Origin of the sequence: Bacillus pinisoli (assembly GCF_023036475.1) — a bacterium.
GTDB lineage: Bacteria > Bacillota > Bacilli > Bacillales > SA4 > Bacillus_BS > Bacillus_BS pinisoli.
Window position 1 is genome coordinate 102,330 of the sequence record NZ_JAJQKI010000003.1, and the last position, 12,577, is coordinate 114,906.

The window sequence follows — 12,577 nt, forward strand, 5'->3', positions numbered from 1 at the left end:
CATGAAAAAGGGTTTTATATTAATGTTAGTTTTATCTCTATTCTGTCTATCTATACCTCAAACCACCATTTTTGCTGAAAATAATAAGGTAGTCATTAATGTTGATTCATTAAATGTTCGGTCTGGTCCAGGATTATCATATTCTGTAGTAGCTGGTCTTACTCAAAATCAAGAACTTGAAGTACTAGCAAAAGAGGGAGACTGGATTAAAGTTAAAATCTCTAATAGTCTAAGCGGTTGGGTTGCTAGCTGGTTAGTAACTGAAAAGAAAAAGGAGAGTAAACAAACAGAGAGTGTAAAAGAAGAAAAATTGGAATCTACTGCAGATGGACTTAGAATTAGAAAAGGTCCTGGTACTAGCTTCCAAGTAGTAGGTTCTGTCAATAAAGGGGATCTACTTCAATTTAAAGAAAGAAGCGAGAGCTGGGTAAAAATTTCTTATCAACAGTTTGAAGGATGGGTTCATCGTGATTATGTGAAGGGCTTACCATCTGAAACTACGACACCTTCTAAAGATGAGAAGGTTATTATAAAAAAAGGGAAAATTACTGCTACTTCCTTAAATGTTCGATTATCTCCTTCATTAAATGCGGTAGCGATTGGTTCACTTAAGCAGGACGAGCTAGTTAACATTTATGCTGAGAAATATGATTGGTATGAAATAAACATAGGAAATAAAACCGGCTGGGTTCATAAAGATTATGTAAAGTTAACTTCAGAAGACGCACCAAGTAATAATGATGAGAACGATGAGAACGATGACACCACTTCCACTGGTCAAATAGCTGTTGTAACAGCTACTTCCTTAAATGTCCGAGATGATTTTTCCTTAAAGGGAAAAGTGATCGCTCAAGTAAAAAAAGGAGATCAACTTGAAGTTGTCAGTGAACAAAATAACTGGTGTCAAGTAAAGCTTCCTGATGGTAAGACAGGCTGGGTGGCTGGATGGTATGTAGAAAAAAAGACAAGCACTCCGCCTTCACATTCAGATTCTAGTGATAACAAAACTTCAACTGTATCAATAATATATGACACAACCAATATTCGAAGTGGCCCTTCAACGAAGGATTCTATCATTCATCGTGCTATGCAAGGAGACAGCTTTACTATTGTAGAAAAAGTGAATGATTGGTATAAGATTACTCTTTCTGACGGAAGTACCGGTTATGTTGCCGGTTGGATCGTATCGACTACTGGAGAGGTAGCGAAAGTGGAACGACCTGGAATGAATCAATATTTGACGGGTAAAACAGTCGTCATTGATCCAGGGCATGGAGGAAGAGATAGTGGCGCTAAAGGAGTTAGAGGTACATTTGAAAAAGCTCTAACACTGCGAGCTGCGAAACTTCTTGATGAGAAGCTTCGTGCTGCCGGAGCAAATCCAGTATTGACTAGAAATCAAGATGTGTATGTCAGCTTAAACAATCGAGTTAGCCTTTCACACTACTATCAAGCAGATGCTTTTGTAAGCTTACATTTTGACAGCTCTGTTTATCCTTCTGCTAACGGAGTAACGACCTATTATTATAATAAATCTAAAGACTATTCATTAGGACAATCGATTCAAACCGAATTAGTCAAATATACGACTTTAAGAGATCGAGGAGTCCAATATGGTAATTACCATATTCTCAGAACGAATAATCGTCCTTCTGTATTATTAGAACTTGGATTCTTGAGTAATATAACGGAGGAGGCTCTGGTCGGAACCTCTCATTACCAGGAGCAAATTACTACGGCTATCTTTAATGGATTAGCGTATGAATTTAAGAAATAGGGCATTCAAGTACATTACTTTGTTTGAACCAAGTTTTGTTCCATTCGTTTCAGACACATGCTTTCCACGGGGAGAAAGTCGAGCCTCCTCATCTTCGCTTCCGGGGTCTCGACTTTTCCTCTTCTTCCCGCAGGAGTCAAGTGTCTTCCGCTTCATTCCACAATTTGTCTATATGATTAATTGTAAAAAAGTGGCTTAATTCCTTCAGATAAAAATTATTAAAACAAAAAATGATTAGAAAAAAGTGTGGAGATTAAACCAAAATAAAGAAGCCTTCAATGAAGGCTTCTTTATTTGCTTTCTACAATCAAAGTGACAGGTCCGACATTAACAAGTTGGACATCCATCATGGCACCAAAGGACCCCGTTTCTACATGCACGCCTTTTTCTCGTAGCTCATTGTTGAATAATTCATAAATAGTGTTGGCATGCTCAGGTTTTGCCGCTTCCATGAAGTTAGGTCTTCTCCCTTTTCGACAATCACCGTATAAAGTAAATTGAGAGACCGATAAAACCTGACCCTGAACATCTAACAGGGAGTGATTCATCTTTCCACTTTCATCCTCGAACACTCGAAGATTCGCAATTTTATCCGCGACATATGCGGCATCCTCTGCGGTATCAGCATGTGTGATTCCTACTAACAGCATGAACCCATTTTGGATTTGTCCTACGATTTTCTTATCTACTGTTACGCTTGCATCTCTTGCTCTTTGTACAATTACCCTCATACATCCACCTTAATGCATCATTCTTCTTACCGCATATATATCTGGAATTTGCTTAATTCTGTCCACTACTTTTTGTAAGTGGTTCACGTTATGAATGGAGATTGCCATTGAAATGGTTGCCATTTTATTACGGTCAGAACGTCCAGATACTGCAGTGATATTTGTCTTTGTTTCATTTACAGCTTGAAGTACTTCATTTAACAGACCACGTCGATCATAGCCTGATATTTCAATTTCAACATTATACTCTTTACCTTCTTTAGCATTTCCTTCCCACTCCACGTGCAATAGACGTTCCTTTGCTTCATCGGTATGGATATTAGGACAATCTTCTCGGTGAATAGAAACACCACGGCCTTTTGTAATAAATCCTACAATGTCATCACCTGGAACCGGATTGCAGCATTTAGAAAGTCGGACTAATAAATTATCAATCCCCTGAACTCTAACACCACTGTCCCGCTTTTTCGTGACAGAGAATTTTTTCAGATCTTGTACAGCTTCTGCAATGGAAGTTTCTTGCTCCATGTCACGCTTTTTCCGCAACTTCTCTGTCAGTCTAGTCGCGATTTGGGCAGCCGTAATTCCGTTATACCCAACAGCCGCATACATATCCTCTTCATTTGCAAAATTAAATTTATCTGCTACTCGTCTAAGATTGTCATTTACTAGTATTTCCTTTGGATCTAAGTCCATCGCTTTTATTTCTTTTTCAATTAATTCTTTACCTTTTGTTACATTTTCCTCACGACGCTGTTTTTTGAAAAATTGTCTAATCTTATTTTTCGCCTGTGAGGTTTGCGCGAGTTTTAACCAATCCTGGCTTGGGCCGTACGAATGCTTAGAAGTTAGGATTTCAACAATATCTCCTGTATTCAACTTATAATCAAGAGTCACCATTTTGCCATTTACTTTAGCACCAATGGTTTTATTCCCAATTTCAGAATGTATTCGGTAGGAGAAGTCAATTGGGACTGACCCGGATGGAAGCTCAAACACATCTCCCTTAGGTGTAAAAACAAACACCATGTCTGAAAAAAGGTCAATCTTTAATGATTCCATAAACTCTTCGGCATTACTTGCATCATTTTGCCATTCAAGGATTTCTCTAAACCATTTAATCTTATTCTCGAAGCTTTGTCCTTCACCAACCTGCTTATCCTCTTTATAAGCCCAGTGCGCAGCAATACCGTACTCAGCAATATGATGCATTTCACTCGTTCTAATCTGAACCTCTAACGGATCTCCCTGAGGTCCTATAACGGTCGTATGGAGTGACTGATACATATTGGCCTTTGGCATCGCAATGTAGTCCTTGAATCTACCAGGCATCGGTTTCCAAGCAGTGTGAATGATTCCAAGAATGGCATAGCAGTCCTTAATACTATTGACAACAATTCTGACAGCTAAAAGATCATATATTTCATTAAACTGTTTATTTTGAATAGCCATCTTTCGATAAATACTATAAATATGCTTAGGTCTACCATTTATATCAGCACTAATCGAGACTTCTTTCAGTCTTTCACGTACTTCATTCATGACCGCTTCTAAATATTCCTCACGTTCTGCCCGTTTCTTTTTCATCAGGTTTACAATTCGGTAATATTGTTGCGGATTTAAATAACGTAATGACGTATCCTCAAGCTCCCATTTAATCTTTGATATACCAAGGCGATGAGCAAGTGGAGCAAAAATTTCTAATGTTTCATTTGAAATACGTCTTTGTTTTTCCTGTGGCAAATGCTTAAGAGTTCTCATATTATGAAGACGATCTGCTAATTTGATCAAGATAACACGTATATCTTGTGCCATTGCAACAAACATTTTTCTATGGTTTTCAGCCTGTTGCTCTTCCTGTGACTTAAACTTAATTTTTCCAAGCTTCGTCACACCATCGACTAGCATCGCAACTTCTTTGTTAAATTCATCCTCAAGATCCTGTAAGGTAACAGATGTATCCTCTACTACATCATGAAGAAACCCTGCCGAAATGGTGACAGGATCCATCTCCAAATCAACTAAGATCCCAGCTACTTGAATGGGGTGGATAATATATGGTTCACCTGACTTACGATATTGCTCTTGGTGAGCAAGTTTGGCAAACTCATACGCACGTTGAATAAATTGTATGTCTTTTTCTTCTGTTAAATATTTAGCAGCCTTCTCAATTACTTGCTCAGCTGTTAGTACCTGTTCATTCGCCATAAAATCACCTGATTATAAGGTTAAAATAAAGAGAAGTCTAAACATCCTTCTCTTTATCTCACTCTATTAGATTAAAATTATTATTGTTACTATTATCATGAAAATGTTTATAGATGTAAAGGATTTCGGTGAAATTTGTATGTTGACCACTAGTTACTCTGTAAGCCTAAAAGAAAAAGAGTGTCAACTACACACTCTTTTTCTCTCGTATATTAATAAGTCATTAATGTTAATACGTCGTAGCCATCTAATTTCTTTCTACCATCAAGATAGCTTAGTTCAATTAAGAATGCAATTCCTGCTACTACGCCACCTAACTGTTCAACAAGATTAATTGTTGCTTCAATAGTACCACCTGTTGCAAGAAGATCATCTGTGATTAACACACGTTGACCTGGTTTAATCGCATCTTTGTGCATTGTTAACACGTCAGAGCCATACTCAAGTCCGTATTGAACCTTAATGACTTCTCTTGGCAGCTTGCCTTCCTTACGTACTGGAGCAAACCCAACACCTAAAGCATACGCAACTGGACAACCGATAATAAATCCTCTTGCCTCTGGTCCTACAACAAGGTCAACATTTTGTTGCTTTGCAAAAGTAACAATTTCATCCGTTGCACTCTTGTAAGCTTCTCCATTGTCCATTAACGTCGTAATGTCTTTAAATTGAATACCCTCTTTAGGCCAGTTTGGTACGATTGTGACATATTTTTTGTAATCCATTAAATTCAATTGCCTCCTATACTGTTACCAATCCTCTATAAACATGATCAAACCAACCTTTTAATTGTGAATAGGATGAGTAGATCATCATATTTTCAATCTCAATCTGGTTTTGTTTTTGCGTATACGTATGTGAATCTGTTAAATCACGTTTCTTCGGTTGATCAGTTAATGAAATAACGCCATTGTTTATTGTAACAAATTCTAATTCAAAAAACACGTTTAACATAAATTGAATAGAATCTTTTGACCAGCCTCGATGTTTAGCCAATCGTTCGCCTTGCGTTTGGAAATTAAATTCCTTATTTTTCCCTAAGAATCCATAAAACCATTTAAAATGATCTCTAGTTGGAATTGTATTAAAAAAGTGAGATTCTGACTGGTGAAAAACAGTGTAAATTCTTGCTGGATTTGTTGTTTGGACCAACTTTTCTAATAGGGATAGTGATGACGGAAGATCCGCTACAATTAAATACTCTTCTTTGTTTAGCTTAGATAAATCTTCTTCATCCTTCACCATTAGTATGTGTTCCTGAAAATCATGTAAATATAAATTTTCGATGGTTGTTTCCTGAAAGACAATTATTTTTCTTCTATTAGAGGGGATTCCTTCCAATTGTTTGGTAAAGTTCTTTAATCCTCTCCAATCAAACAGTTGCCATTCTTTAATGGAAATATCTTGAATCATCACTTGCGGCTTTCTAAAATTGTTCCACTCATTTATGGAAAGCTCACCTAATATTGAAACTTTTGCAATGCTTGAGATTTCATCATATATATGACCAAATCCAAAGGCAATAGCATCTAAACTGATACCCTCATGCTCTAAGAGTAACTTTAAATGGCTTTGATCTTGACCAATTTTTTTGATCTGAGATATTGAAGTCATTGGAATGGTTACTTTGGGCTTTGGATTTCCAACCCCGTATGGCGCCAATTTAGAAAGCTCTTCAATAGTTGGAATGGATATATCCTCAAGCTTACATTCCACATCAACATGAGAGACAGGCACAAAATCCTCTGCAGTTAGTGTTTCATTCGCTAGTTTGATTAACCGCTCCCTTAATTCTTCAATATGGGGAACTTCAACGGTCATACCAGCTGCCATTGTATGTCCACCAAAATGAGGAAGAATATCACGGCAAGTAGATAAATTTTCAAATAGGTCAAACCCTTCAATACTTCTGGCAGATCCTTTAGCCTTAACCCCTTCGTCGTCAAGGCTCAAAACAATAGTCGGACGGTAATACTTCTCGACCAATCTAGATGCAACAATCCCGATTACTCCTGCATTCCAACCTTTTTTACCGATGATTAAAACCGGATTCTGTTCTAACGGAAAGTCACTCTCTACAAGCTCAATGGCTTCTTGTGTCATTTCGTTAACGATTTTTTTTCGTTCCTTATTTAATTGATCAATTTCGGACGCAATCTGTTCAGCTTCTTCCACGTCATCTGTTAAGAAGAGGTGGACAGCAGGGTCAGCATCTCCAAGTCGACCAGCAGCATTTATTCGTGGTCCAATTGAAAAACCGATTGTTTCTTCGGTAATTTCTTTTTGATCCACGTTGCATACAGATAATAAAGCTCTTAGACCTGGGTTTGTCGTTTCCCTTAAGGCCTTTATTCCTTTAATGGCAATTAATCGATTCTCGTCATGAAGAGGAACTAGGTCCGCAATCGTTCCAATTGAAGCAATTCCTACATATTCGGTCGGGCACTCTCCTAACAGAGCATGTGCTACCTTTAAAGCCACTCCAACTCCAGCAAGCTCCTTGCAAGGATACTCACTCCCTGGCAGCTTGGGATGTATAATGGAAAAAGCATCTGGTAGAATTGGTCCGGGTTCATGGTGGTCCGTAATAACAAGGTCCATTCCTAGCTCTTTCGCAAACGCAGCTTCACTTAAAGCCGATATACCTGTATCAACCGTAATGATTAGCGAATAACCTTCATTGAATGCCCATTGAAAAGCCTCTTTATTAGGTCCATAACCTTCGCGAAAGCGATTAGGTATGTAAAAATCAACCTGAGCCCCTTTTGCTTGTAAAGCACGCATCATAACCGTGGTACTGCTTACCCCGTCCGCATCATAATCACCAAAAACTAATATCTTTTCATTCTTTTCGATAGCTTGATATATTCGTTCTACTGTTCGATCCATCCCCGTTAGTAAAAAGGGATCATGAAAAGCAGATTGTTCTATATTTAAGAATTGACCGGCCTCTTTAGCAGTGGTGATACCTCTACTAACTAATAACTTGGCTACCATGAGAGAGATCGATAAATCCGTTGATAATTGCATAGCCAATTGTTCGTTTGTTTCCTTTTGAATCCATCTTGTTCTGGATGCAAGCATGAAATCACCCCTTGACCCACTCATTATACAGGAGGAGCCAAGGGGTGACAATGGAAACAATTATTCATTCGATGGATTGATTTCTTTCGTTTCCTCTTCGATTTTTAATTCATTACTCTGCTTTTCATTATTTCTTTCATAGTTTTGTTTTCGCAAATCTTCGTTCTGAACATGTTCATTAACCTTTTTCGTTAGTTGCTCTTTTTCCTTTTGAAGCTGTCTCACTCTTTTTTGTAATAAAAGAATTCTAAATAAGCCGACCGCGCCTACGGCAAAAGCCCCCATTACAGCTGATCCTAGTATAACTAGAATTAATGGCCATGAAGCTGTACCAAATAAATAATCTACTTTAACAGGATCTACATTAATCACTGCGAAAATGGCAACGATTAATGCAAAGATTAAAGCAATAATTAACGTCCATTGTCCCTTCATCATGTTCTCCTCCCCTTTCTGTTATTCATCTTCATTATATGGGTTTACATGTATAAATACGTCTTGAACATGTGCATGTTGTATGAGCTGTTCCTTAACGTTTTTCCCAATACGATGTCCTTCTTCAACTGTTATATAAGGATCAACAGATATCTTCAAGTCTACAATCACATAATGACCATGCTCCCTTGCAAGAAGCCCATCGATTTTTTTCACACCATCAACCGTCAAAACTATTTCTCTTAAGTCCTCTGTATCCTCATCATGTAAAACATGATCTAATGTATTATGTATCGATTCTGAACCTAACTTCCATGCAATGCGCAATATCATCAATGCTACTACTAGACCTGCCACAGGATCAGCATAAACAAGCCACTCTAGGCCCAAGTAGTCACCGATAATGGCTCCTGCAATACCAATTAATGCGGCAATAGAAGAAAATACATCTGACCGATGCTCATAGGCATTTACAATAATGGCATCACTATTTATTCTTTTACCCAAATTATACTTATATCGAAACATCCATTCTTTAACAATAATGGAGAACACGACTGCGTAGATTGCTGGCATTTTGGGTGCTTCTATTTCATGAAAAAAAGCTTCAATTGAGGATTTACCTATCTCGATACCAACTAAAAATAATAATACAGCTACGATTATAGCTGCAATTGATTCCGCCTTTCCATGACCGTATGGATGATCTTCATCTGGCGGCTGCTTGGCAGCACGTAAGCCTATGTATACAGCAAATGAGCCTGCAATGTCAGAAGCAGAATGTACAGCATCCGCAACTAACGCTCTACTATTACTCGTGACACCGACGATCCCTTTTAACAAGGCTAGCACGATATTTCCAACGACACCTACCATCGCAGCAAATTCTGCCTCTTTAAAGCGATCCTTCTGTTCCTTCATTACTTCACATCCTTTTCTTACAGGTAATGACACTATTATTGTAACCTAATTTAATGAAATGATTGACTGGTGTGCTTTTTACTTATGTATCGATGAAAATATTTGCTTCTGTAGTATACCAATGTTCACTCAATTTCTAAAGGCAGGATAATTAAAAATAAATAAAGTCATAATACGTGTAGAGTAAGAATGCGAAAAAGAGATAGGAGGTAACGCATGGAATCTTATGATAATCTGAAACAAGGGGAAAAAGGTGCTTGGCTAAGCATTTGTACGTATATTGTATTATCTATATCAAAGTTAGTTATTGGATATCTAGGTAATTCTAAAGCTTTATTAGCAGATGGATTAAATAACTCCACAGATGTCATCGCTTCGGTTGCTGTATTAATTGGGTTAAAAATAGCCAGAAAACCGCCTGATAAAAATCACCAGTATGGCCACTATCGGGCTGAAACAATAGCTTCACTTGTGGCAGCCTTTATTATGGTTTCTGTGGGTTTACAAGTAACTATAGAGGGAATAAAAAATCTAAACAACACGAATGATGTAGCGCCAAGTATGTTGACTGGCTGGGTTGCTTTAGGAAGTTCTCTCATCATGTTTTCTGTCTATTTATATAATAAAAACTTATCCCATAAGATTAAAAGTCAGTCTCTAAAGGCTGCATCAAAAGACAATTTTTCTGACTCACTTGTAAGCTTAGGTGCATTTATCGGAATTAGCGCCTCACAGTTTGGACTGTACTGGTTCGATACCGTCATTGCCATTTTGGTAGGTCTCATCATCATTAGAACTGGTATTGGAGTATTTAAAGAAGCAACTCTCGAGTTAACAGACGGCTTTGAAATCCAAGAACTTGAAGAGATTAAGCAAACAGTCAAAGACAATCCCAATATTGAAAAAGTGAAGAGTGTAAAAGCACGAATGCACGGTAACCAAATCTTTGCTGATATTACAATTGTCACAGATCATAACTTAAACGTACTAGAGAGCCACCAAATCACCGAAGACATTGAACGTAACCTTTTTAATAAACATAACATCCAATATGCTCATATCCACATAGAGCCAAAGTGATTAGGTGAATAAAACAGAGAAAAGAGCTTGGAAAATCCAAGCTCTTTTCTTATTTTAAGGCTCTAAATCCTCTTCTACTGGTTTTACTTTCTTTTTACCAATGGTTTTACTCTTCCATATTAACCATAGCTGAGATGCGATAAATAGTGAAGAATACGTACCTGCAACGAGCCCCACTAATAAGGCTAATGAGAAGTTTGTAATTGATTCACTACCTAGCAATAGTAACGCTACCGTTACAATCACAACTGTGAAAACCGTACTTACAGATCTGCCTAAAGTCTGACGTAAACTATCATTTACAACAGAAGCTAGATCATCAAAGTTCTTAACCTTTTTCCCACGTATCTTTAAGATTTCTCGTATCCGGTCAAAGGTTACAATTGTATCATTGATCGAATAACCAACAATGGTTAGGACAGCGGCAATAAATGTTAGATCTACTTCTAGACGAAGTAAACTAAAGAAAGCAATGATAAAGAAAGCATCATGTAGTAAAGCAACAATGGCTGCAATTGCCATATAAATCTCAAAGCGAATCGTGACGTAGATAATGATACCAATGGAAGCAATCATAACTGAGATGAATGCATTTTTAGCAAGTTCCTTACCAACCGTTGGTGAAACCGTACTAACATTCGGCTCTGAACCATACTTTTCTTTGAAATGATCTTTTAAATCAGCAATCTGACCTTCCTCTAATACTCCGATAAAGCGTGTCACACCAATTTCATTGTTGTTACCTGATAATGTAATATCACGAGGTTCAATGCCAAGATTTAATTCGTCGATTTCTGACTGAATCTCTTCCGTCGTTAATGAACTATTTGATAAAATCTCAACTCGTGTTCCACTTGCAAAATCTATACCTAGGTTAAGTTTCATCGTTAAAAGTAGAATTGTTCCAATCACAATCATTGCTCCAGAGAACATGAAATACTTTTTACGATGTTTAACAAAATCAAAGCGATCATACTTCGTAGTAATATAGTAATCAGTGTCGCCAGTTTCTATGTTTTGAATGTCAGATTCCTTCACACCGAAATACCCAACTTTTTTATTCAGGAATCGACTGTTTACCCAAAGACCTAAGAATAAACGAGTACCATAGATTGCGGTAATAAAGCTCAATAGAATACTAACAATTAACATAGTGGCAAACCCTTTAACAGAGCTTGTCCCATAAACAAATAAAACGCCAGCTGCTAATAATGTAGTAATATTTGCATCTAAGATAGTAGCCAAAGAACGACGATTACCAGCTTTATAAGCTGACATGACCGATTTACCTGTCTTTAACTCTTCCTTAATTCTTTCGTAGGTGATAATATTCGCATCAACTGCCATCCCCACACCAAGGATTAGAGCTGCAATTCCTGGTAGCGTAAGAACCGCGTTCATCCAATCAAATACTAATAATACTAGATAGATATACACACTCAGTGTAACAACCGCAATGATTCCCGGGAAACGGTAAAAATATAGCATATATAAGAAAACAAATAAGATTCCTATAATCCCAGCAAATACCGTATTCTGTAATGCTTTTTCACCAAATTGTGCCCCTACTGAAGTTGAATAAATTTCTTCTAACTCCACCGGAAGCGATCCAGCATTTAGAAGATCTGCAAGTTCTTTTGCTTCTTCTAAGGTGAAAGAACCCGTAATCGTAACTGTCGTATCGTTAAACACCTGTCCAACTGTAGGTGCCGATAAATACTTAGGATTCGGCTTTGCTGATTCTGCTGTAAACGAGTCACCCTCTTCAAAATCCAACCAGATTGGCATGATATTTTGTGGGTAGAGATCAAGAACATGCTTCGTAGCCTCCGCAAAGTCAGTTGCACTCTTTAAAGTTAAGGCTACAATTGGTTGATTATTAGGATCAAAGGTTTGCGATGCTCCACCTTCCACTAGATCAGAACCATCTAACAATTCCACGTCATTAACATCTCTAAATGTCAGTTTCGCTTCTGTTGATAAAATTTCTCTTGCTTTATTTTGATCATCAACTCCAGCTAGTTGAACCCTAATTCTATTATCACCTTCAATATCAATTCGGGGTTCACTTACACCAAGCACGTTGACACGCTTTTCTAGTGCTTTAACTGTGCTTATTAACACTTCTGGAGTAATCTCATCTCCATCCTCAGCAGGCAGTACCTCATAAAGGATTTCAAAACCGCCTTGAAGATCTAGACCAAGTTTAATATTGTCGGTCACACCATTTGTGGTGGTACCGATTAGTCCGCCTAATAAAAGGACTAATAGAAAAAATATAACAATACGACCTTTTTTGACCATGCTAGAAAGAATCCTCCTTAAAAAATGCTAGGCATAT

9 protein-coding genes are annotated in these 12,577 nt (G+C 37.6%); 2 read left to right on the forward strand and 7 right to left on the reverse strand.

Annotated elements, in window-relative coordinates:
• Window position 1 precedes the first annotated feature (1 nt).
• Window positions 2-1,777 carry an N-acetylmuramoyl-L-alanine amidase family protein gene (locus tag LT143_RS05180; protein ID WP_246940719.1) on the forward strand — a complete coding sequence of 592 codons (1,776 nt, stop codon included), beginning with the start codon at window positions 2-4 and terminating at the stop codon, window positions 1,775-1,777.
• Window positions 1,778-2,067: 290 nt separating this feature from the next.
• Here LT143_RS05180 and dtd read toward each other — a convergent pair whose 3' ends face one another.
• From dtd to LT143_RS05210, 6 genes are all read right to left on the reverse strand, one after another.
• On the reverse strand, window positions 2,068-2,508 hold the full coding sequence (gene dtd, locus LT143_RS05185) for a D-aminoacyl-tRNA deacylase (protein ID WP_246940722.1): 441 nt from the start codon (window positions 2,506-2,508) through the stop codon (window positions 2,068-2,070).
• 9 nt (window positions 2,509-2,517) lie between these two features.
• Window positions 2,518-4,716 carry a RelA/SpoT family protein gene (locus LT143_RS05190; RefSeq protein WP_246940725.1) on the reverse strand — a complete coding sequence of 733 codons (2,199 nt, stop codon included), beginning with the start codon at window positions 4,714-4,716 and terminating at the stop codon, window positions 2,518-2,520.
• A 212-nt stretch (window positions 4,717-4,928) separates the two neighbouring features.
• Window positions 4,929-5,441, reverse strand: a complete 513-nt coding sequence (locus LT143_RS05195) for an adenine phosphoribosyltransferase (protein WP_246940728.1) — start codon at window positions 5,439-5,441, stop codon at window positions 4,929-4,931.
• A 16-nt stretch (window positions 5,442-5,457) separates the two neighbouring features.
• Window positions 5,458-7,800 carry a single-stranded-DNA-specific exonuclease RecJ gene (gene recJ, locus LT143_RS05200; RefSeq protein WP_246940731.1) on the reverse strand — a complete coding sequence of 781 codons (2,343 nt, stop codon included), beginning with the start codon at window positions 7,798-7,800 and terminating at the stop codon, window positions 5,458-5,460.
• 60 nt (window positions 7,801-7,860) lie between these two features.
• Window positions 7,861-8,235: a LapA family protein gene (locus tag LT143_RS05205; protein WP_246940734.1), complete on the reverse strand. Its 375-nt coding sequence runs from the start codon at window positions 8,233-8,235 to the stop codon at window positions 7,861-7,863.
• A gap of 21 nt (window positions 8,236-8,256) precedes the next feature.
• Window positions 8,257-9,156, reverse strand: a complete 900-nt coding sequence (locus tag LT143_RS05210) for a cation diffusion facilitator family transporter (RefSeq protein WP_246940736.1) — start codon at window positions 9,154-9,156, stop codon at window positions 8,257-8,259.
• A 216-nt stretch (window positions 9,157-9,372) separates the two neighbouring features.
• Between LT143_RS05210 and LT143_RS05215 the strand changes: the two genes are divergently transcribed.
• Entirely contained in the window at window positions 9,373-10,236 is an 864-nt protein-coding gene (locus LT143_RS05215; RefSeq protein WP_246940740.1) for a cation diffusion facilitator family transporter, read from the forward strand.
• A gap of 54 nt (window positions 10,237-10,290) precedes the next feature.
• Here LT143_RS05215 and secDF read toward each other — a convergent pair whose 3' ends face one another.
• Window positions 10,291-12,540: a protein translocase subunit SecDF gene (secDF, locus tag LT143_RS05220; RefSeq protein ID WP_246940743.1), complete on the reverse strand. Its 2,250-nt coding sequence runs from the start codon at window positions 12,538-12,540 to the stop codon at window positions 10,291-10,293.
• Window positions 12,541-12,577 lie beyond the last annotated feature (37 nt).